This window comes from Bradyrhizobium sp. 195, assembly GCF_023101665.1.
GTDB lineage: Bacteria > Pseudomonadota > Alphaproteobacteria > Rhizobiales > Xanthobacteraceae > Bradyrhizobium.
The window spans coordinates 5,861,363-5,881,967 of sequence record NZ_CP082161.1 but is presented as its reverse complement, the minus strand read 5'-3'; the positions used below and the strand labels follow the sequence as shown (position 1 = coordinate 5,881,967).

The 20,605-nt window shown below is 65.0% G+C and carries 18 protein-coding genes; 12 read left to right on the top strand and 6 right to left on the bottom strand.

Translation table 11 applies throughout. The annotated features are described in order from the left end of the window. The first annotated feature begins 44 nt into the window (after positions 1–44). The 3 genes from IVB26_RS27560 (at position 45) to IVB26_RS27550 (ending at position 1,743) form a co-directional block, all read left to right on the top strand. Positions 45–200, top strand: a complete 156-nt coding sequence (locus tag IVB26_RS27560; RefSeq protein WP_007612486.1) for a hypothetical protein — start codon at positions 45–47, stop codon at positions 198–200. A gap of 149 nt (positions 201–349) precedes the next feature. Beyond that, positions 350–1,279 (top strand): aspartyl/asparaginyl beta-hydroxylase domain-containing protein, encoded by a 930-nt coding sequence (locus IVB26_RS27555; RefSeq protein ID WP_247968254.1) that lies wholly within the window; start codon positions 350–352, stop codon positions 1,277–1,279. After that, positions 1,279–1,743, top strand: a complete 465-nt coding sequence (locus IVB26_RS27550; RefSeq protein ID WP_247968253.1) for a YybH family protein — start codon at positions 1,279–1,281, stop codon at positions 1,741–1,743. The genes IVB26_RS27555 and IVB26_RS27550 overlap by 1 nt, the downstream gene beginning before the upstream one ends. Positions 1,744–1,838: 95 nt before the next feature. On the opposite strand, the gene IVB26_RS27545 is transcribed toward IVB26_RS27550, so the two are convergent. The 3 genes from IVB26_RS27545 to galE form a co-directional block, all read right to left on the bottom strand. After that, the gene (locus IVB26_RS27545; RefSeq protein WP_247968252.1) at positions 1,839–2,540 is read right to left on the bottom strand and encodes a fumarylacetoacetate hydrolase family protein; all 702 of its coding nucleotides are present in this window, start codon (positions 2,538–2,540) and stop codon (positions 1,839–1,841) included. 35 nt (positions 2,541–2,575) lie between these two features. After that, complete coding sequence (locus IVB26_RS27540) at positions 2,576–4,378, bottom strand: ABC transporter ATP-binding protein (RefSeq protein WP_247968251.1); 1,803 nt, start codon at positions 4,376–4,378, stop codon at positions 2,576–2,578. A gap of 118 nt (positions 4,379–4,496) precedes the next feature. Further along, positions 4,497–5,510, bottom strand: a complete 1,014-nt coding sequence (galE, locus tag IVB26_RS27535) for a UDP-glucose 4-epimerase GalE (RefSeq protein ID WP_247968250.1) — start codon at positions 5,508–5,510, stop codon at positions 4,497–4,499. Between the two features lie 126 nt (positions 5,511–5,636). Between galE and IVB26_RS27530 the strand changes: the two genes are divergently transcribed. Beyond that, the gene (locus tag IVB26_RS27530; protein ID WP_247968249.1) at positions 5,637–6,674 is read left to right on the top strand and encodes a glycosyltransferase family 4 protein; all 1,038 of its coding nucleotides are present in this window, start codon (positions 5,637–5,639) and stop codon (positions 6,672–6,674) included. A 153-nt stretch (positions 6,675–6,827) separates the two neighbouring features. On the opposite strand, the gene waaF is transcribed toward IVB26_RS27530, so the two are convergent. After that, entirely contained in the window at positions 6,828–7,895 is a 1,068-nt protein-coding gene (gene waaF, locus IVB26_RS27525; protein WP_247968248.1) for a lipopolysaccharide heptosyltransferase II, read from the bottom strand. A 158-nt stretch (positions 7,896–8,053) separates the two neighbouring features. Between waaF and rfaD the strand changes: the two genes are divergently transcribed. The 6 genes from rfaD to IVB26_RS27495 all read left to right on the top strand — a co-directional run bounded on the left by rfaD (position 8,054) and on the right by IVB26_RS27495 (position 15,995). Then, positions 8,054–9,034 (top strand): ADP-glyceromanno-heptose 6-epimerase, encoded by a 981-nt coding sequence (gene rfaD / locus IVB26_RS27520; protein WP_247968247.1) that lies wholly within the window; start codon positions 8,054–8,056, stop codon positions 9,032–9,034. A gap of 28 nt (positions 9,035–9,062) precedes the next feature. After that, a complete protein-coding gene (rfaE1, locus tag IVB26_RS27515; RefSeq protein ID WP_247968246.1) occupies positions 9,063–10,547 on the top strand; it encodes a D-glycero-beta-D-manno-heptose-7-phosphate kinase in 1,485 nt (494 codons plus the stop codon). Further along, a complete protein-coding gene (locus tag IVB26_RS27510; RefSeq protein WP_247968245.1) occupies positions 10,544–11,830 on the top strand; it encodes an O-antigen ligase family protein in 1,287 nt (428 codons plus the stop codon). Before rfaE1 ends, IVB26_RS27510 begins: the two co-directional genes overlap by 4 nt. An 84-nt stretch (positions 11,831–11,914) precedes the next feature. Continuing rightward, on the top strand, positions 11,915–13,828 hold the full coding sequence (locus tag IVB26_RS27505) for an SDR family NAD(P)-dependent oxidoreductase (protein ID WP_247968244.1): 1,914 nt from the start codon (positions 11,915–11,917) through the stop codon (positions 13,826–13,828). A gap of 2 nt (positions 13,829–13,830) precedes the next feature. Continuing rightward, positions 13,831–15,051, top strand: coding sequence for a glycosyltransferase family 4 protein (locus tag IVB26_RS27500; RefSeq protein ID WP_247968243.1), 1,221 nt, complete (start codon positions 13,831–13,833; stop codon positions 15,049–15,051). After that, entirely contained in the window at positions 15,048–15,995 is a 948-nt protein-coding gene (locus tag IVB26_RS27495) for an NAD-dependent epimerase/dehydratase family protein (protein WP_247968242.1), read from the top strand. Before IVB26_RS27500 ends, IVB26_RS27495 begins: the two co-directional genes overlap by 4 nt. Here the strand turns inward: IVB26_RS27495 and IVB26_RS27490 are convergent. Both IVB26_RS27490 and IVB26_RS27485 read right to left on the bottom strand, forming a co-directional pair. Beyond that, the gene (locus IVB26_RS27490) at positions 15,983–17,002 is read right to left on the bottom strand and encodes an MraY family glycosyltransferase (RefSeq protein WP_458309289.1); all 1,020 of its coding nucleotides are present in this window, start codon (positions 17,000–17,002) and stop codon (positions 15,983–15,985) included. The genes IVB26_RS27495 and IVB26_RS27490 overlap by 13 nt on opposite strands. Beyond that, a complete protein-coding gene (locus IVB26_RS27485) occupies positions 16,999–17,958 on the bottom strand; it encodes a lysylphosphatidylglycerol synthase transmembrane domain-containing protein (RefSeq protein WP_247968241.1) in 960 nt (319 codons plus the stop codon). The genes IVB26_RS27490 and IVB26_RS27485 overlap by 4 nt, the downstream gene beginning before the upstream one ends. Before the next feature lie 187 nt (positions 17,959–18,145). On the opposite strand from IVB26_RS27485, the gene IVB26_RS27480 reads away from it, so the two are divergent. Beyond that, positions 18,146–19,135 (top strand): NAD-dependent epimerase, encoded by a 990-nt coding sequence (locus IVB26_RS27480; protein ID WP_247973282.1) that lies wholly within the window; start codon positions 18,146–18,148, stop codon positions 19,133–19,135. Positions 19,136–19,142: 7 nt separating this feature from the next. Further along, positions 19,143–20,555: a mannose-1-phosphate guanylyltransferase/mannose-6-phosphate isomerase gene (locus tag IVB26_RS27475; protein WP_247968240.1), complete on the top strand. Its 1,413-nt coding sequence runs from the start codon at positions 19,143–19,145 to the stop codon at positions 20,553–20,555. Positions 20,556–20,605 lie beyond the last annotated feature (50 nt).

Genomic DNA, 20,605 nt, shown 5'->3' with positions numbered 1-20,605 from the left:
AGCCTGTCTCGGCCGGGGTGACTCGCAAGGCCGAGGTAAGCCCAATGGAAGCCCAGAGAATCGCAGTCGACGCCGTCGTCGCCCTGACCGATTGCGACCGCGACGCCGTCATCGCCTTCATCCGCCGTCTCTATCTCGCCGGCGTCACCGACCCCAAGCGCCTGACTTTCAAGGGCCTCCAGGCGTTGTCCCGGGCCTGATTTGGCTCGGTCCCGATCCGGGTTCGGCCCCACGACTCCGTCCCCGCGCTCTCGCCAGTGTGAACCTCAACCTGGCGGTGAATATCTTGCCGCTCAGGCCGGTGCGGAGTAGATGACGTCCCCGGCTGGGTTCACTGGGGAACGGGGAAATGTTGAAACAGCTTTTTGCGCCGCAACCCGTCATTCTTTATGTGCTGGCGGCCTCGACGATTTACGTTCACTTCCGCGGCAAGCAGCGGCTGCGCTTCGCGCGCCAGCTCGGCGATCACTCGACCTATCTCGCACCCTATAACGTGCTGATGTATGCGGGCTCGGCCGTGCCCAACAAGCCGGTGATCTCGGTCGAGCAGTTTCCCGAGCTGAAGCCGCTCAGCGAGAACTGGGAGACCATCCGAGACGAGGCTGTGCGTCTGTTCGACGAAGGATTCATTCGCGCAGCCGCCAAGAACAACGACTGGGGCTTCTATTCCTTCTTCAAGAGCGGCTGGAAGCGGTTTTACCTGAAGTGGTATGACGACTTCCTGCCGTCGGCGAACACGCTGTGCCCGAAGACGGTGGAGCTGCTCAAGTCGATCCCGATCGTACACGGCGCGATGTTCGCGATGCTGCCGCCGGGCGGCAAGCTGGGCGCGCACCGCGATCCCTTCGCGGGCTCACTGCGCTACCATCTCGGCCTGGTCACGCCGAATTCGAACAAGTGCCGGATCCTGGTCGACGGCGTCGAATGCGTCTGGCGCGACGGCGAGGCCTTCATGTTCGACGAGACCTTCATCCACAGCGCGGAGAATGCGACCGACGTCAACCGCATCATCCTGTTCTGCGATGTCGAGCGCCCGATGAAGTTCGGCTTCATGACCGCGATCAACCGCTGGGTCAGCCACCACATCGTCAAGGCGTCGGCGACCCAGAACGTCGAGGGCGAGAATGTCGGCGTGCTCAATAAGGTGTTCGGCAAGCTCTACGAGATCCATCTCGCCAGCCGCAAGGTCAAGGAGTGGAATCGCAACGTCTACTACACGCTAAAATACTCGCTGACGGCGCTGATCCTCGGCCTCATCGTGATGTCGGCGTTGCGGTGATGGTCGTAGCTTCTTTGCCGACCGCGAACACGGAGATTGCCGAGTTCTTCCGCGCGTGGCTGGAAACTTTCGCGGGTTATGTCCGCGAGGTCGACTACGCCTCGGCGCGGCCGCTCTTTCATCCGGACGTGCTTGCCTTCGGCACGCACAACGACGTCATCCCCGGCCTGGACCAATGGGTCACGACGCAATGGGACAATGTCTGGCCGAAGACGGCCGACTTCCGCTTCGTCCTCGATCAGACTTCCGTTCTGGCGTCCGCCGATGGCACGATGGCGACAGTGATCGCGCCGTGGACGAGCACAGGCTATCATCCCGATGGCAGCACGTTTGCACGCCCCGGCCGAGCGACGATGATCTTTTCGAAGAATATCGAGGGCTGGCTGTGCGTGCATTCGCACATGTCGCTCAATCGCGGTGTGCCGCAGACAAGCCACGCCAATCGGCCGGTGAAGGCCTGGTAGTGCGTAGGGTGGGTTAGCGTAGCGTAATCCACCATCTCGCCACAGCCAGGATGTTGGTGGATTACGCTTTCGCTAATCCACCCTACGATTCCAGCTTACTCCGGCTGGCCGATGCTCACCTTCAGCGTGCCGACGCCGTCGACGCCGCATTCGAGCTTGTCGCCGGGCTGGAGCTGCGACACGCCGGCCGGGGTGCCGGTCATGATGATGTCGCCGGCGGCGAGCTTCACCTGCTGCGACAGCTGCCAGATGATCTCGGGCACGTTCCAGATCAGCTCGGTGAGATCGCCCTTCTGGGCTTCCTTGCCGTTGACTGTCAGCCAGATCTTGCCCTTGGCGGGGTGGCCGATCTTCGAAGCCGGCTGCACCGCGGAGCACGGCGCGGAGCCGTCGAACGACTTGCCGACCTCCCACGGACGCTCCTTCTTGCGCGAGGCGATCTGGAGGTCGCGGCGGGTGAGGTCGATGCCGACGGCGTAGCCATAAACGTGGTCGAGCGCCTTGTCGGCGGGGATGTTGAGGCCGCCGCTCTTCATCGCGACGATCAGCTCGACCTCGTGATGCAGATCCTTGGTCAGCGGCGGATAGGGAATGGTGGCGCCGTCGGGCACCAGCATGTCGGCATGCTTGGCGAAGAAGAACGGCGGGGCGCGCTCGTCATTGCCCATCTCGCGGATGTGCTCGAGATAATTGCGGCCGACGCACCAGATGCGGCGGACCGGGTAAAGGCCGCTTTCTCCGACGACGGGAAGCGAAGCCTGCGGCGGAAGCGGGATGACGTAGGAGGCGGCGTTCATGTGGGTCTCGCGGCTCTTGAGGTTGACAGGGAATTCTAGGCGGTTGCGCTGATCGGCGCCAGTGCGCCGGAATCGTGATGCTGCAGGCGGAAGAACGAGGCGTAGCGGCCGCCGCGGCGGAGCAGCTCGTCATGCCGGCCCTGCTCGACGATCTCGCCGCCCTCGACCACCAGGATGGCGTCGGCGTGCATGATGGTGTGCAGGCGATGCGCGATCACGATGGTGGTGCGGTTCCGGCACAGGTGCTCGATCGCCTCCTGCACCTGACGCTCGGATTCCGAATCGAGCGCCGCGGTGGCTTCGTCGAGCAGGATGACCGGCGCGTTCTTGATCAGTGCGCGCGCCACCGCGATGCGCTGGCGCTGGCCGCCGGACAGCTGCGTGCCATGCTCGCCGACCGGCGTGTCGTAGCCAAGCGGGAAACCCATGATGAAATCATGCGCGCAGGCCGCCTTCGCGGCTTCGATGATCTCGTCCTCGCTTGCGCCCGGTTTGCCGAAGGCGATGTTGCTGCGGATGGTGTCGCGGAACAGATAGACGTCCTGACCGACATAGGCGGTCTGCGCGCGCAGCGACTTGCGCGAGACCGCGCCGATCGACTGGCCGTCGATCACGATGTCCCCCTGCGTTACCTCATGGAACCGCAGCAGCAGCGCCAGCACAGTCGACTTGCCGCCGCCGGAGGGGCCGACCAGCGCGGTGACCTTGCCGGGCTCGGCAACGAAGCTCATGCGGTTGAGCACGGTCTCGCCGCTGCGGTAGGAGAAGCTGACGTCACGCAGTTCGATGCGCGCGTCGGATAGCTTCAGCGCCGGCTTGTCGTCGTCGGAACGCTCGCTGGCCGGGCTGTCGACCACCTCGAGCAGCATGCGGGCGCCGACCAACTGGCTGTTGAGGTCGATGTTGAGCCGCGCCAACCGCTTGGCCGGCTCGGTCGCCATCAGGAAAGCCGTCATGAAGGAGAAGAACGCGCCGGGCGTGGCGTTGAGCGCGACCACGCTGTAGCCGCCGTACATCAGGCAGCCCGCGACCGCGAAACCGCCGAGCATTTCCATCAGCGGGTTGGAGCGGTTGGCGACGCGCGCCATCTTGTTGGCGTTGCGCTCGACGATCGCGATGTTCTCGTCGATGCGCTTCTGCATCGTGTCTTCGAGCGTGAACGCCTTCACGGTGCGGATGCCCTGAAGCGATTCCTGCATCGTCTCCATGATGTCGGCAGTGCCGGTGAACTGGTTGAAGGCGAGGCCCTTGATGCGCTTGACCAGCTTGCGCAGCACCAGCATCGCCGGCGGCACCACGACGAGGCCGATGAACGACATCACGGGGTCCTGCCACACCATCACGCCGATCATGGCGAGCAGCATCAACAGATCGCGCCCGATGGCGTTGACCAGCATGTTGAGCACGTCGGTGATCGACTTGGCACCGGCCGTCAGCCGCGCCAGGAATTCGGAGGAATGCCGCTCGGAGAAGAAGCCGACGCTCTCGCGCATCAGCTTGGCGAACAGCTGGCGCTGGTTGGTGGCGAGGATGGCGTTCGAGATCTTGGTCAGGATCACCATGTGGCCGTAGGTCGCCACGCCCTTGATGAACAGCAGGAGCACCGTGATCCCAGAGAACATCGCGATGCCCGGGATGTTCTTGTCGACATAGGCCTGGTTGATGACCTGGCCGAGCACATAGGTCGCGCAGGCGGTCGCGCCCGCGGCGACAGCCATCAGCGCGAAGGCGACGAGGTAGCGCCGCCAGTAGACGACGCCCTGTTCCGTGACGAGGCGGCGAATCAGGGTCGCTGCCGCATAGGGATCGTCGGTGATTTTCTTTGGAAACTGGGCCATCCGGTGTCCATTGACGGCGCAGGACAAAGCCTGCCCGCGCGTCAGGGATCGATGGGCCTCTGTGCCCGCTCAAGCGGGGTTTTTCAAGCCCAATTAAGGGCTTGCGTCGGAAGGGAATCTAGGCCGAGGCGGCCTGGCGGAGCTCGCCATGGCGCTCATGGAACAGCTTGTCCTCCCACGCCAGCGCATGGGCCGCGATCGTCTCGAGGTCCTCGTATTGCGGCCTCCAGTCGAGCAGGCTGCGGATGCGGCTGGTGTCGGCGACCATGGTCATGATGTCGCCCGGCCGGCGCGGGGCGTATTGCACGGCGAAGCTGCGGCCCGAAACCCGGCGCACGGCGTCGATGGTCTCCAGCACCGAATAGCCGCGGCCATAGCCGCAATTGAGCGTTGTCGAGGCGCCGCCATTGCGCAAGTACGCGAGGGCCGAGCGGTGCGCCTGCGAGAGGTCCGTGACATGGATGAAGTCGCGGATGCAGCTTCCGTCCGGAGTCGGATAGTCGGTGCCGAACACGTCGATCTTGGCGCGCTGGCCGGTTGCGGCTTCCACCGCGATCTTGAGCAGATGCGTGGCGCCCACGGTGGCGAGCCCAATGCGGGCCTGCGGATCGGCGCCGGCGACGTTGAAATAGCGCAAGGTGACATACTGCATGCCGTAGGCGGCGGCGACGTCGTGCAGCATGATCTCGGTCATCAGCTTCGACGAGCCATAGGGCGAGAGCGGCCGCGTCGGCGCGTGCTCGGGCACCGGGACCTGGTCCGGATTGCCGTAGACGGCGGCGGTCGAGGAGAAGATGAAGCGATTGATGCCGCGCTTGACTGCGACGTTGAGCAGGTTGCGCGCGGTCATGAAGTTGTTGCGGTAGTATCCGAGCGGATCGCGCATCGAATCCGGCACGACGACGGAGCCTGCGAAATGGATGATGCTCTCGATGTTGTGCTGGGCGATCACGCCCTCGAGCAGGTTCTCGTCGCCGGCATCGCCAATGAACAGCGGCACGCCCTCAGGCAGATAGGCGGAGAAACCGGTCGAGAGATCATCGATCACGACGACGTCCTCGCCGGCTTCCGCCAGCGCCAGGACCGTGTGACTTCCGATATAGCCGGCGCCGCCGGTGACTAGCACAGTCATGATCTCACCCGTCTTCGATCAACGCGCAAAGCTAGCGCTTGCGTGGTGAAGAGGGGGTATCGGCGCGGCTGAACTGGTCACTATGCTTAATGTTGCGTATAGGGGACCTTCGAAACGGAGCGTGACGTGGCGAATTTCCCCGGCGATCTCGAAGTGATCGTGCCAAATCTGCACAGGCGCTATTCCGGGGTCACTGCGACCAACCGGATGGTGGCGCCGCGACTGGCGAAACTGTACCGCGCCGCGTGGTTCGGATCCGATGCGCCGGCGGGGATTGCGCGCCTGACCGTCGCCGATTTCCTGAAGCTGTGGCGCCGCAAGGCGCCCTTGATCTGGCACGCACGGCGCAACAACGAGATGATCGCAGGCGTTGCGCTGCGCGCGCTCGGCTGGCCGTTGAAACTCGTGTTCACCTCTGCGGCGCAGCGGCACCACAGCTGGATCACGCGCTGGCTGATCCGGCGCATGGACGCGATCATCGCGACGTCGGACATCTCGGCATCGTTCCTGAAGGTGAAGGCGACTGTCATCCCGCATGGCGTCGACACCGACGTCTATGCGCCGCCGCAGGACCGCGCTGCGGCGTTCGCGGAAGCCGCGCTGCCGGGCCGCTACGCCATCGGGTGCTTCGGTCGCGTGCGGGCGCAGAAGGGCACCGATGTGTTTGTCGATGCAATGTGCCGGTTGCTGCCGCGCTATCCGGATTTCACCGCTGTCATCGTCGGTCAGGTCACGGCCGAGCAGACTGTTTTCGCCAATGACCTGAAGAAGCGGATTGAGGCCGCCCGCCTGCAATCTCGCATCGTCATCACCGGCGAGCTGCCGATCGAAGCGGTGCAGCGCTGGTACCAACGGCTGACGATCTACGCCTTCACTTCACGCAATGAAGGCTTTGGCCTGACGCTGATCGAGGCGATGGCGGCGGGCAGCGCGCTCGTCGCCGCGCGTGCCGGCGCGGCCGAGCTCGTGGTGGAGGATGGCGTGAGCGGCCTGCTGATCCCGACGGGTGATGCCGACGCGCTGGCAGCGGCGCTCGAGCCATTGATGCGCGACGTGACTGCTGCGACCGCCATGGGCGAGCAGGGGCGGGCGCGGGTACTCGAACGGTTCAGCCTCAATGCCGAAGCGGCGCGCATCGGCGAGGTCTATCGGCCGCTGCTGTGAGCCGTTGCGTTCGTGGTCGCGAACAAAACCGCGAAAACAACCCCATGCACAGTAGACGGGGCTAGCGAAATCAACGGCTTGGTTGCTAGTGCGATGTGTTGTGGATTTGACGACACCGGCGTGATGTCATCATTGGCGCAGGCCTCCCCACGCTCAATTCGTCGCCCGCGCCGCCTCCCTCAGCACCCGCTGCGCAATCCCAACCACCTCGCTCGCCGCGATATCGCGCATGCAGCGGTGGTCGTTCATCTTGCAGACCGTGCTCTGGCAGGGCTGGCAGGACAACACGCTCTTGTCCTGGACCACGGTTGCGGCAAGGCCGTTGAGTGGCGCCCAGAGATAGGGGCTGGTCGGGCCGAAGATGCCCATGGTGGGTGTGCCCAAGGCGGCTGCGATGTGCATCAGGCCTGAGTCGTTGGAGATGGCGACGCCGGCCGCGGCCATGGCCAGCACGCCGTTGCGTAAGTCGTTGCCGGTGAGGTCACGCACGCCCCGGCCGCCTGCCGCGACGATCTCCTGGGCGAGGCCCTTTTCCGCGGGGCCGCCGACCACCCAGACCTCAAGCCCGCGCTCGACCAGGAGCCGGGCCGCCTCCGGATAGTACGTCCAGCGCTTTGAGACCCCCACCGAGCCTGGGGCGAGCGCCACTGCGGCACCGGCGCTGAGGCCATTGGCCTGCCGCCAGCGGACGATGTCCTCGGCCGGGACCCGCAATTGCGGCACTGGCCATTCCGGAGGTAGGGAGGCACCGTCGGGCTGGGCCAAGGCGGCGTTCTTGTCGATGAAACGGGGCAGCTTCTTCTCACCCCAGCGCCAGCGGTTGAGCAGGCCGAACCGGAACTCACCGACAAAGCCGACCCGTTCAGGGATACCGGCGAGGGCGGGCGCGATGGCCGCCTTCCAGGTCCGCGGCAGCACCAGGGCCGTGCCATAGTTCCGCTCACGCAGAAGCTTCCCCAGGGCGAGCTGGCGGCCTACGGCGAGGCGGCCGCGCGGCAGATCCCAGACGATCCCAGCGCGCACTCCGGGCATGTAATCGACCAGCGGGGCGCAGAGGGAGGTGGTCAGCAGATCGACCGGGCGATTGGGCCAGCGCTCCTTCAAAACGCGAACGACGGTGTGATTTCGGACGAAATCGCCGATCCACATGTAGGGAATGATCAGGATCGGGCGAGTATCGTCCCGATCTGCATCTCCGCTAAATTGCGAATCTTGGTTCATTCGTTAATGGAGCCGGGCAATCTGATGTGGCGCTTCGGTTAGCCGCTCCGGACCGGCAGGTAAAGCCGGCAGACCGCTCAATCCCAAAACCGCTTACACTTTGGCGGCTCATGCGCTACGGCAGGACCGGGCCGCAAAAATCGGGCAGGGATTTCGGAATGTTGCTGGTGACCGGCGGGGCCGGTTTTATCGGATCGAACGTCGTGGCCGCGCTCAATGATGCGGGCCGCAGCGACGTCGTGGTTTGCGATTTTCTCGGCAACGAGGGCAAGTGGCGGAATCTCGCCAAGCGCCAGCTTGTGGATATCGTTCCGCCGGCCGAGCTGATGGACTGGCTGAAGGGCCGCAAGCTCGATGCAGCGATTCATCTCGGGGCGATTTCCGCGACCACCGCGACCGACGGCGACCTCGTGATCGAGACCAACTTCCGTCTGTCGATGCGCCTTTTGGACTGGTGCACGATGAACGCAGTGCCGTTCATCTACGCCTCCTCGGCGGCGACCTATGGCGACGGCACGGTAGGTTTTGACGACGATGCCTCGCTGCCGGCGCTGAAGAAACTGCGGCCGATGAATCTCTACGGCTGGAGCAAGCACCTGTTCGATCTCACTGTTGCCGAGCGAGTGGCGAACGGCGATCGGCTCCCGCCGCAATGGGCCGGGCTAAAATTCTTCAACGTCTTCGGCCCCAACGAGTATCACAAGGGCTCGATGATGAGCGTGCTGGCGCGTCGCTTCGACGACGTCAAGGCCGGCCGTGTCGTGCAACTGTTCAAGTCGCATCGTGAAGGCATCGAAGACGGCGATCAGCGCCGCGATTTCATCTATGTCGACGACGTCGTGCGGGTCGTCATGTGGCTGCTCGCGACGCCGTCGGTATCCGGACTCTTCAACGTCGGAACCGGCAAGGCGCGCAGCTTCAGGGATCTGATGTTGGCGGCCTATGCGGCGCTCGGCACCAGGCCCAACATCGAATATATCGATATGCCCGAGCAGATCCGCGACAGCTACCAGTATTTCACCCAGAGCGAGGTCGATCGCCTCCACCGCGCCGGCTATAACGGCGGTTTCACGACGCTCGAGGATGCGGTGAAGGCCTATGTCGGGGATTATCTCGACCGGCCCGACCGCTTCCGCTGAGGCCCCAAGGACCTGAGGCCCAAAGACCATGCCGACGCCTATTCTCGATTTCGACGCCCTCGCGCAGGCCATCTCGGGCCGCACGGTGCTCTGCATCGGCGACATCATGCTGGACGAGTTCGTCTATGGCGAGGTGTCGCGGATCTCGCCGGAAGCGCCGACGCCTGTCATCGCTGCACAGCGCAGCGAGATCCATATCGGCGGCGCCGGCAATGTCGCGCGCAATGTCGCGTCTCTCGGCGCGCGCTGCATCTTCGTCGGCCTCGTCGGCGAGGACGATGCCGGTGCACGGCTCCAGGCGGCGCTGGATGAGCTCGCCGGCATCGAGAACGTGCTGGTGCGCGACCCGTCGCGGCCGACCACGCGAAAAGTCCGCTTTGTCTCCGAACATTTCTCCACGCACATGCTGCGTGCGGATTGGGAGCAGGCGCTGCCTGCCTCCGATGAGATCGAGACCAGGCTGATCGAGGCGATCCTGCCGCAGATCGCGCGCGCCGATATCGTGCTGCTTTCGGACTACGCCAAGGGCGTGCTGACGGCGCGGGTCATCCGCCACACCATCGATGCCGCGCGAAAACTCGGCAAGCCCGTGATCGTCGATCCCAAGAGCCTGAACTGGGCGATCTATCGCGGCGCCACGCTGCTCACGCCCAACCGCAAGGAGTTTTCGGAAGCGACGCGCAGCCGCGCCGACACGCTGCAGAGCATTGTCGATGCCAGCGAGGATGTGATGCGGCTCGCCGATTGCAAGGCGATCCTGGTCACCCAAGGCGAGCACGGCATGACGCTGGTGCCGCGGGGCGGCGAGGCCGTTCACGTTCCGGCTTTTCCGGTGAAAGTGCGCGATGTCTCCGGCGCCGGTGACACCGTCGCCGCCGCGCTCGCGGTGTCGCTTGCGACCGGCGCGGACTGGGATACGGCGCTGCGCATGGCCAACGCGGCGGCCGCCGTCGCCGTCGGCCAGCAAGGCACCGCCAGCGTGAGCGCGGCCGAGTTGCGCCGCAAGATCCTTCCGCATGCCAGTCTCGCGGCCGAGGAGAAGATCGTGCTCGAGCCTGATACGCTCGACGCGCAGCTCGCCGAATGGAAGCGGCAGGGCCAGCGCGTCGGCTTCACCAATGGCTGTTTCGACATCCTGCATCCCGGCCACGTCAAGGTGCTGACCGCGGCGCGCGCCGCCTGCGACCGCCTGATCGTAGGGCTCAACAGCGACGCCTCGGTGCGGCGGCTCAAGGGCGCCGAGCGGCCGGTCCAGGACGAGCGCGCGCGTGCCGAGGTCCTCGCCGCGCTCGAGGCCGTCGATCTCGTCGTCATCTTCGATGAGGACACGCCGATCGACCTGATCAGGCGGATCAAGCCCGGCGTGCTGGTGAAGGGCGGCGACTACACCCGCGAGCAGGTGGTCGGCCATGAGGTCGTCGAGGAAGCCGGCGGAATGGTCGTGCTGGTCGACATCCTCCAGGGCTTCAGCACGACGGCGCTGGTGCATCGCGCCCGGGGAGGCGACAAGTGACCGCGCTCGCACGCGAGACGACCGGCGAAATGTTGCTTCGCCGCCTGCGCAGCCCGGCCGCCTGGCGCGAGACCGTCGATATATTCGCGGTCCTGACCGCGGCCTCGCTGCCCTGGTCGACCTCGCTCACGGGGATCTTCAATGCGCTGATGCTGCTCTGCATGGTGCCGTTCCTCGACGTCCGCGCGTTCCTGCAATCGCTGAAGCGTCCGATTTGCATTGCGCCGATCGCGCTGGTCCTGCTCGCGCTGGTGGGGACACTCTGGTCGGACGCGACCTGGGGCGCGCGCTTCTACGCGGTCAATCCCACCATGAAGCTGCTCGTGCTGCCGGTCCTGCTCTATCATTTCGAGCGATCGCAGCGCGGCCACTGGATATTCATCGCCTTCCTGGTGTCCTGCGCCTTGATGTCGGTGATGTCCTGGCTGGTCGCCTTCTACCCGAACCTCGCCCTCAAGACCGATCCGCCCGAACGCGGCATCTTCGTCAAGAACTACATCAACCAGAGCCAGGAATTCGCGCTTTGCGCCGTTGCGCTCGCCTATCCGATCGTGACGCTGCTGCGCGCGAAGCGATATTGGTTCGCCGGGCTGCTCACGGCGCTGGCGCTGAGCTTCTTCGTCAATATGACCTTCGTGGTGGTGTCACGCACCGCGCTCGTCACCGTTCCGATCATGTTCGGTGTGTTCGCGCTGCTTCACCTCAAATGGCGCAGCATTGCGCTCATCTCTGCCGCTTTGCTCGTCGGCGCCGCTCTCGCCTGGCAGGCCTCGCCGCAATTGCGCCATACCGCCGAGAGGTTTTCCGACGACTACACGCGCTATGTCGAGAGGGGCGAGCCGACCTCGCTCGGCCTGCGGCTCGAGTTCTGGCGGAAGTCGCTCGGCTTCTTCGCAGAGGCGCCGATCATAGGGCACGGCACCGGCTCGACGCGCGGATTGTTCGAACGCGTCGCGACGCCCAGCGGTCTGTACCAGGCCTCTGCCGAGGTGATCGGCAACCCGCATAACCAGACCCTCAACGTTGCCGTGCAGTGGGGCGTGATCGGCATCGCGGTTCTCTACGCGATCTGGATCCTGCATCTGCAGCTGTTCCGCGGCGACGGGCTTGTCAACTGGATCGGGCTTCTGGTGGTCGTGCAGAACGTCTTCACCTCGCTGTTCAACTCCCATCTGTTCGACTTCCACGAGGGCTGGATGTACGTCATCGGCGTCGGCGTCGCCGGCGGCATGGTGATCCGGGCACAACAGCGCGAGGCTAAGATGGGGGAAGCCGGTTCCTGAGCGGCCGCGCGGCTGGCAAGTCTGGTCCAGATGGGCTATCAGCGCGGTCAGGTTGCATCTAACTGGGTTTTCATCGGTCGGCGGATGACGCGTCTTTCGCATCTCACCTTGCGCAATTTCCTGATCGCGCTCCACGACCTGCTGGCGACCGCGGCAGCGCTTTTTGCCGCCTTTTATCTGCGATTCGAGGGTGGTGACGGCTTCTTCGACCGCTTGCCGTTGCTGTTCCAGATCCTGCCCTACTTCCTCGCCTTCAGCGTCGTCGTGTTCTTTATCTTCAACCTGACCACGACGAAATGGCGCTTCATCTCGCTGCCTGACGCGCTGAACATCATCCGCGTCGCGACCGTGCTGACGGTCGCGCTGCTCGTGCTCGACTACATCTTCGTCGCCCCCAACGTCCGTGGCGCCTTCTTCCTCGGCAAGGTGACGATCGTCCTCTACTGGTTCCTCGAGATCTCCTTCCTCAGCGCGCTGCGCATGGCCTACCGCTACTTCCGCTATACGCGGGTGCGGCGTCACGCCAGAGGCGAGGAGGCCGCGCCGACGCTGCTGATCGGCCGCGCCGCGGATGCCGAGGTGCTCCTGCGCGGCATCGAGAGCGGGGCGATCAAGCGCATCTGGCCGGTCGGTGTGCTGTCGCCCTCGACCTCCGACCGCGGCCAGTTCATCCGCAACGTGCCGGTGCTGGGCGGCATCGACGACGTCGAGGACATCATCGCCGACTTCGCCAAGCGCAACAAACCGATCGCGCGCCTCGTCATGACGCCGTCGGCATTCGAGCCGGAGGCGCATCCGGAATCGATCCTGATGCGGGCGCGCAAGTTAGGGGTGATCGTCAACCGGATGCCCTCGCTCGAGAGTGGCGATACGCCGCGGCTCACCGCCGTTGCGGTCGAGGACCTCCTGCTGCGGCCGAGCGAGACGATCGATTATGCCCGCCTGGAAGCCCTGATCAACGGCAAGGCGGTGATCGTCACCGGCGGCGGCGGCTCGATCGGTTCCGAAATCTGCGAGCGCGTCGTTGCCTTTGGCGCGGCGCGGCTCCTGATCGTGGAAAACTCGGAGCCGGCGCTCTACGCCATCACGGAAGCGCTCGCCGCGCGAGGCGCGGTCGCCGAGATCGAAGGACGGATCGCCGACATTCGCGACCGCGAGCGCATCATGCGCCTGATGGCCGGGTTCAAGCCGGACATCGTGTTCCACGCCGCGGCGCTCAAGCACGTGCCGATCCTCGAGCGCGACTGGAGCGAGGGCGTCAAGACCAACATCTTCGGCTCCATGAACGTTGCGGATGCCGCCGTTGCCGCCGGCGCCGAAGCCATGGTGATGATTTCGACCGACAAGGCGATCGAGCCGGTGTCGATGCTCGGCCTGACCAAGCGTTTTGCCGAGATGTACTGCCAGGCGCTGGATCACGACCTCGCAGCCGCGGCGCACGGCGCCAAGCCGCCGATGCGGCTGATCTCGGTCCGGTTCGGCAACGTGCTGGCCTCGAACGGCTCGGTGGTGCCGAAATTCAAGGCGCAGATCGAGGCCGGCGGCCCGGTGACGGTGACGCATCCCGACATGGTCCGCTACTTCATGACCATCCGCGAGGCCTGCGATCTCGTCATCACCGCGGCCACGCATGCGCTCGGAACGCAGCGTCCCGACGTCTCGGTCTACGTGCTCAACATGGGCCAGCCGGTGAAGATCGTCGATCTCGCCGAGCGCATGATCCGCCTCTCCGGATTGCAGCCCGGCTACGACATCGAGATCGTGTTCACGGGCATGCGGCCGGGCGAACGTCTCCACGAGATCCTGTTCGCTTCCGAGGAGCCGACCCGCGAGATCGGAGTTGCCGGCATCATGGCCGCGCAGCCGAACGAGCCGCCGATGCAGACGCTGCGCAAGTGGACCGCGGCGCTCGAGCAGGCGATCGCGCGCGACGATCGCGCCACCATCAGGACTATCCTCAAGGATGCGGTGCCCGAATTCGGGTCGACCGCGGCCTGACCATGCAGCCCTCCGGCAAGATCGTCGTCGCGAGCCAGCATTATCCGCCGGATACCAGCACGACGGCGGCGATCATGGCCGAGATCGCCTGCCGTCTCGCCGCCGGGCACGAGGTCGTCGTGCTCTCGGGCTGGCCGGGCGCATTGCCGGCCTCGCAGACCGGCCCGGGCAAGCCGCGCGTCGTCGCAATCAAGAACAGCCTGGCAGGCAAGGCGGCGCTGGTGCGGCGCGGAGTGTCCGAGCTCCTGTTCGCGGCGCGCACGTTCTTCGCATTGACGCGGCAGCTGAGGCGAGGGGACGTCGTGCTCACGGTCACCGCGCCGTTCATGCTGCCTTACGCGGTGGTGGCGGCAGCCAGGTTCAAGGGGGCGCGCTCGGCACTGATCCTGCACGACCTCTTTCCCGACGTGCTGGTGATGGCGGGCCTCTTGAAGCCCGGCTCGCTGGTGACGCGGACGATGCGGGCCGCCAACGGCCTGATGTTCCGCGCGCTCAATGCCGTCGTCACCATCGGCCGCGACGCGGAGCGTCCGCTGCTGAGCTATTCCGGAATGAGGCGGAACAAGATCCGCTTCATCCCGAACTGGGCGACGCTGGTGCCCACGCCGCGGCCGGTCAGTTCGGACAATCCGTTCCGCGAGGCGATTGCCGCGCGCTTCATCGTCGGCCTGTCGGGCAATCTGGGCTTCACCCATGATCCGGACATCGTGTTCGAGGCGGCGCGGCTTCTCAAGGACGAGGCGGACATTCACTTCCTGCTGTCCGGCTGGGGCATCGGCTTCGAACGACTGAAGCAGTTGCAGGCGGCGGCGAGCCTTCCCAATGTCTCCTTTGTCGGGCGCGTCGAGGATTCCGAGCTCGAGGCGTTTCTGGCGTCCGCCGATCTCTGGATCATTCCGTACCGGAAGGACGTTGCGGGGGTGTCGGTGCCGAGCCGGTTCTACAATCTGCTGGCGGTCGGCCGCCCCGTGGTGCTGGTGTCCGAGCCGGAGGCCGAGGCCGCCTTGACGGTGGTGGAGAACGGGCTCGGCTGGGTCGTGACGCCAGGCCGCGCCGATCAGCTTGCAGACGCGATCCGCGCGGCGTCCCGGTCCGACGACGGCACCATCGCAGCGCGCGCGGTGAAGGCGGCATCCCGGTTTGACAGGACGACCGCAATGAATGCCTATGCGGCGCTGATCGACGAATTGTTGCGCAACCCGGACCTGTCGGAGCAACGATGAACGAGAAGAAGCCGGTCGTATTGGTGACGGGAGCGAGCGGCTTCGTTGGCCGTCATATCGTGCCGGCGCTCGCTCGCGAGGGATGGTCGGTCCGCCGCGCGGTTCGCAGTTCGGAAGGCGTCGAGGGCGAAGTCGTGATCGAAACAATCGGTCCGGAGACCGATTGGCAGGCCGCGCTGGAAGGCGTCGACGCCGTCGTCCATCTCGCTGCGCGTGTGCACCACAAGCACGAGGAGCACGCGGTCCAGCTCTACCGCAACGTCAACATCGCCGGCACGCTGCATTTGGCACGCTGCGCGGCGACGGCCGGCGTGCGCCAGTTCGTCTTCGTCAGCACCGTGCTCGTGCACGGCCGCAGCAACGAGGGCCGCGCCCCATTCAGCGAGAACGACATCCTGACGCCGCGCGGCCTCTACGGCATGTCCAAGGCCGCGGCCGAGGCGGGCTTGAGAACGCTGGCGCGCGATAACGATATGAAAATCTCGGTGATCCGGCCGCCGCTGGTCTATGGCGCCGGCGCCAAGGGCAATTTCGCGCTGCTGACGCGTGCGGTCGATCTCGGGCTGCCGCTGCCCTTTGCCGCGATCCGCAACCAGCGCGCTTTTCTTGCCGTGCAGAACCTGTCGTCGTTCATCTTGCGCCGGCTCGGTCATCATGATCCCGCCAGCAATTTCGAAATCTTCCTCGTGGCCGACAGGGAGCAGGTCTCGACACCCGAATTTATCACGCGTCTGGCCGATGCGTCCGGCAAGAGCCTGCGGCTGTTCGGCATGCCGCCGGGCCTGCTCAGCACGCTGCTGAGCGTCATGGGCCGGCAGGATACGCATGACAGCCTGATCGGCTCGCTCGAGCTCAACATCTCCAAGGCGCTCGCGACCGGCTGGCAGCCGGAGGTCTCCCTGGACGAAGGGTTGCGGCTGGCGTTGTCGGCTCAGGACGTCTGAGTGCGCGAGAAGCGCTGCAGCACGAAAGCGACCGGGACTGCGCCTGCGAACAAGGACACGATCGTGACCGTCAGCGAGCCGGCGCGAACGGTGACGACGGCAAGCAACGCCAGCACGAGATTGAGCGCGAACACCTCGCCGGTCACCCGCTTGACGGTGAATCCGTTGTCAGTGGCGCGCTGATAGAAATGCGTGCGGTGCGCCGACCAGAACGGCTCGCGCCTGATGATGCGCCGAAACAGCGTGATGGTGGAATCCGCAAGGTAATAGGCTGGCAGCAGCAGCGCCGCAGCGGGGTGCCCCTGCCAGGCAAGCTCCAGCAGGCACCAGCCGAGCAAGAGGCCGATCGGCAGGCTGCCGACATCGCCCAAGAACACCTTTGCGACCGGCCTGTTGAAGGGCGCAAAGCCAAGCATGGCGCCGCACAGGGCCATCGCGAGCCACGCTACGGACGGAGAGAGGTCGCCATACCAGCCGAGCAATCCGAGCGCGGCCGTGACAGGCACCACCTCCGCCACGGTCATGAGGTCGAGCCCGTCCATGAAATTGACGAGGTTCACGAACCAGACGCCGCCGACCAGAAGGAGGGTGCGTTCAGCGGCAAGCGGCAGGGCTGGAACGATCCGCATCGCCTCCGGTGTCGTGAGCACGACGGCGGCCACAGCTCCCGCCTGCAACAGGAGCCGGAGCACGACCGGCAGCGGCCTGATGTCGTCGACAAGCCCGACCAGAGCGATCAGCACGGCGGAGCCGATCAGGGGCAGGGGAATCCAAGCATAAATCCAGCCGACAAGCAGGGTGGCGGCGACGACCGCGACGCCCGCACCTTGCGGTGTTGGGAGCTTGTGTGATGAGCGTGCGTTCGGACGCGCCAACGCATAGCGCTGCAGCAGCGGCATGCTGCACCAAGTGATGCCGGCGGAGATCAGTGCGGCCAGCCCAGCTGGCGCAAGCGCGAGCAGCACCAGTCCGGCCGCAGGGTCCGGACCCGAGACGAGGGTCGTCACTCCGGCACTCCGATCGGAGCCGAGCCTTGCGCCGCCTTCTCCGCGCTGAGGATCCAGACGAGGCCCCCGAACGCACCGACGATGAAGGATACGGCGCCGAACAGCAGCGAGATGTTGACGCCCTCGTTGGCGGCAAGTCCGGCGAAACCGAACGCCAGGCCCATCGTGGCTTCACGCACGCCCCAGCCGGCGATCGAGATCGGCATCATCGTGATCAGCATCACGGGCGGCACCAGCAGAAAGACGTCGCTGAAGCGGACCGGGGCCGCAATCGACTGCACCACGCACCAGGCGATGACGACAGCGAGCACGTGAACGAGCACCGACAGGATTGCGATGATCGGCCCGCGGGTGCGGCTGAAGATCACGCGGTTGGCGATCACCGCACAGGCGTGAAGGTGATGCGTGGCCCACCAGGTCTTCAGCCAGCGCCATTTCAGCGCGCCGAAGATCAGGAAGCCGAGGCCGCCGGCGAGCGCCAGGAGATCGACGAGCAGCAGCGCCGAACGTCCGTGCGGGTCGGTGATCAGGGTGTAGCTCCAGGGCAGGCTCGCGACGATCACGATCGCGAGCGCGATCAAGCCGATCGCGCGGTCGACGAAGATCGAGTAGGTCGCCGCACGCCAGCCCGCGCCGGCGCGCGCGACGAGCCACAGCCGGACCGCATCGCCGCCGATCGCCGACGGCAGGGTCTGGTTGAAGAAAGAGCCGATCACGTTGTAGCGCATGGCGCGGCCGAGCTCGAGCGGCGCGCCGCAGACGGCGCTGATCTCGCGCCAGCGCAGCACGCCGACGAAGATCTGCAGGAACGTGATCGCGATCGCCACGCCGATCCAGAACAGGCTGGTCACGGTGAAGCGCGAAAACAGTTCGGATAGATCGACCTTGCGCAGCGCCAGATAGAGCAGCGCAGCGGAAATCAGGATTTTGGCCGTCGACAGCAGGATTCGGCGCATCTCGTCCGCATGAACAGGGTTTGCGAGGATTTGAGGCAACCCGACGCGAGCGCCGAATTCGGCCGCTTTGGTATGGTTTTGGCGCCGATCTTGCAATAGCCGTTATGAAAGGGCGGCCTGGCTATTGCGACCCCCGCAATACCGCGGCAAAACAGGCATCGCGGGTTGGCTATCCCCAGGGAACAGGATGATGGATCAGGCGATTTTGGTCACGGGGGCGGCTGGCTTCATCGGCTTTCACGTTGCCCGGCAACTCCTGGGCGAAGGCCGGTCCGTCGTCGGGCTCGACAATCTCAACGCCTATTACGATCCGGCATTGAAACGGGCGCGTCTGGCGCTGTTGGAGAGCGACTCCCGCTTTTCCTTCGTCGAGGCCGATCTTGCCGACCGCGAGGCGATGGCGGCGCTGTTTGCGCAGCATCGCTTTACAGAGGTTGTGCATCTCGCGGCGCAGGCTGGCGTGCGCTACTCGATCGAGCAACCGCACGCTTACGCGGATTCCAATCTGCAGGGCTTTCTCAACGTGCTCGAGGGCTGCCGCAACTACGGCTGTCGTCATCTCGTCTACGCCTCGTCATCCTCCGTTTATGGCGCCAACACAAAACTGCCATTTGCGGTTGCGGACCGCACCGATCATCCCGTGAGCTTCTACGCCGCAACCAAGAAGGCGAACGAGGTGATGGCGCAGTCCTACAGCCATCTCTATCGCCTGCCGGTCACGGGTCTGCGCTTCTTTACCATTTACGGCCCGTGGGGTCGGCCCGACATGGCCATGTTTCTGTTCGTGAACGCCATCATGGCGGGCAAGCCGATCCGGCTCTTTAACCATGGGCAGATGCGCCGCGACTTCACCTATATTGATGATGTGACGCGTGTAGTATCCAGGCTGATCGATCTTGTGCCCGCCGACGATCCGGCTGCCGCAAATGCGCCGTTTAAGGTCTACAATGTCGGCAATCACCATCCGGAGGAACTGATGCACGTCGTCGGTCTTCTGGAGCGGGAGCTGGGCCGGACGGCGATCAAAGAATTGCTGCCGATGCAGCCGGGAGATGTGCTGGAAACGTTCGCGGATGTCGAGGATTTGATGCGCGACACCGGCTTTGCACCGTCAACGCCGATCGAGCATGGGGTCCACAATTTTGTCACCTGGTATCGGGACTACTTCAAGGTTTGAGATGACGATGGACAAACGCATAATCCCCCTGATCATGTGCGGCGGCGCCGGCACGCGGCTTTGGCCGGCTTCGCGCGAGGTGCGGCCCAAGCAGTTCCTGCCGCTGTTCGGCACGCGCTCGACCTTCCAGGACACGCTGCTGCGCGTCTCGGATCCACAGCTGTTCGACCGGCCGATCGTCATCACCAACGCGTCCTATCGTTTCATGGTGCTGGAGCAGCTCGCCGAGATCGGCATCGAGGCCGACGTGATCCTCGAGCCGATGCGGCGTGATTCAGGACCTGCGATCGCCGCGGGCGCGGCGTTCGCACAGAACCGCGCCAGTGAAGCCGTCGTGCTCGCCCTCGCCGCCGATCACGTGGTGCAGGACACTGCCGCTTTCGTCGCCGCCTGCCGCGAAGGTCTTGCGGCCGCGAGCACCGGGCGCATCGTCACCTTCGGCGTCAAGCCGGAGCGGCCGGCGACCGAATATGGCTACATCAATCCGGGTGAGGTGATCTCCGGGGAAGTGCATGCGGTCGCGCGCTTCGTCGAGAAGCCGGACGCGGTGAAGGCCTCCGACTACGTCAATTCGGGCTATCTCTGGAACAGCGGCAACTTCATGTTCCCGGCCAGCGTGCTGCTCGACGAATACCGCAAGGTCGATGCGGCAAGCGTCGATGCCGTCACCAATGCGGTCAACAATGCCGGCCGCGATCTCGGCTTCGTCACGCTGGAGCCCGAGGCGTTCGGCGCGGCGAAGGCGATCTCGATCGACTATGCCGTGATGGAGAAAACTTCGCGCGCAGCGGTCGTGCCGGTGTCGTGCGGCTGGTCCGACGTCGGCTCCTGGCACGCAGTGTGGGAGCTCTCGGACAAGGACGCGCAAGGCAATGCGGCGCATGGGGCCGCGGTGTTCGAGGATTCCCGCAACTGCAACGTCACCACCGACCAGGCGCTGGTCGCGCTCGAAGGCGTCGACGATCTCGTCGTGGTCGCAACCGCGGACGCGGTTCTGGTCTCGCGCCAGAAGGATGCCAACGGCCTGAAGCGTCTGGTCACGAAGCTGAAGGCGGTCGCGCCCAAGGTCACCGAGGAGCATCTCAAAGTGCATCGGCCCTGGGGCAGCTATCAGTCCGTCGACAATGGTGAGCGCCACCAGGTCAAGCGCATCGTGGTGAAGCCGGGCGGGCGGCTGTCGCTGCAGAAGCACCATCATCGTGCCGAGCACTGGATCGTGGTTCGCGGCGCAGCCCGTGTCACCGTCAACGAGACCGTGAAGACCGTGCACGAGAACGAGTCGATCTACATTCCCATGGGTGCGGTCCACCGCATGGAGAACCCCGGTAAAATCATGCTGGAACTGATCGAGGTCCAGACCGGAAGCTATCTCGGGGAAGACGACATCATCCGGATTGAAGACGACTATCAAAGGTCGTAACCAGCAAACTCCGAATCACGCGACCCGGGCCGAAGAGGCGGTATTTTTCG